The following is a 1,150-nucleotide window of genomic DNA, read 5'->3' on the forward strand; positions in this document are numbered from 1 at the left end:
ATCTATCACCAGCCTGCCAGTCGCTTCGTGGCCAGCTTTGTCGGCACCATGAACTTCCTTGACACCTTGGTGCTCAGCCCCACTCAGGTTCGCCTCAACGAACAGCCCTTGACCCTCGCCAATCGGGCCGCTGCCGGCAGCAAATTGCAGGTGGCGATCCGCCCCGAGGCGATCACCTTGGCGGAGCCTAGTGAACCTTATCTTGGCCGACATGGCCTCGCCGCGCAGATCGATCAGGTGGAGTTTCTCGGCGCAGTCCAGCGCCTTATCTGCACCGCCGACACTTACCTCGGCCCCCAGCAAATTCTGGTGGAACGCCCAACCCACGAACTGCCCCAGCACCAACAGAGTGGCTGGCGCAGTGGGATGCGTTGCGCCTTACATTGGCCCGCTGACGCCATGCAGCTGTTTGAGGGGGCACATTGATGAACCAGCCCCATTCTAGCCTGCCCCTCCCGGTGCCCTCCTCGTTTCAGCCACACTCTCAGCTGCACTCTCAGCAGCACTCTCAGCCTCGCCTGCCGCCACTCGGCCACTCCCCGTTGCTGCCAGAGCAGACACCGCAAGCGACGCGCCCCTCTTGTTGGCAGCAGCTCTGTCGTGGCTGGAGTCGGGATCAGCTGCTGCAACTGATCCTGCTGGTGCTCGGCATCGCCCTGCTGGTGGGGGGCCTCTTGCTGCCGCTGCTCACCATGCTGCAAAAGAGCACGCTGGATGAAGACGGCCTCTGGGTGGGCCTTGCCAACTTCGGCACCTACTTCGACTCCCCTCATCTGGGGCGCACCATCGGCAACACCCTCTGGCTCGGGGTGCTGATCACCGCGCTGGTGGTGACCATCGCCTTTGGCTACGCCTATGCCCTCACCCGCACCTGCATGCCGGGCAAGAGCTTGTTTCGCCTCATCGGTTTGATCCCGCTGTTGATGCCCTCCCTGCTGCCCGCCATCAGTCTGGTCTACTGGTTTGGCAATCAGGGGATCGCCAAGGGGCTGCTCGGCGGCGAGAGTATCTACGGCCCTATCGGTATCGTTATTGGTCTGGGCTTCTGGTGCTTTCCCCATGCCCTGATGATCCTCATTACGGCATTGGGTCAGAGCGATGCCCGCCTCTATGAAGCCTCCCGGGTGCTCGGCAGCAGCGGCTGGCGCAC

Annotated in this window: 1 protein-coding gene and 1 pseudogene; both read left to right on the top strand. The window is 62.8% G+C overall.

The window, feature by feature from the left end:
- Positions 1–426: TOBE domain-containing protein (locus CUC53_RS18605; RefSeq protein WP_157798343.1), on the top strand; the 426-nt coding region annotated here is incomplete at its 5' end.
- A pseudogene (locus CUC53_RS18610) lies at positions 426–1,150 on the top strand (hypothetical protein); the annotation flags it as partial. The gene CUC53_RS18605 and the pseudogene CUC53_RS18610, both read left to right, overlap by 1 nt.

Origin of the sequence: Aeromonas cavernicola (assembly GCF_002795305.1) — a bacterium.
Classification (GTDB): domain Bacteria; phylum Pseudomonadota; class Gammaproteobacteria; order Enterobacterales; family Aeromonadaceae; genus Aeromonas; species Aeromonas cavernicola.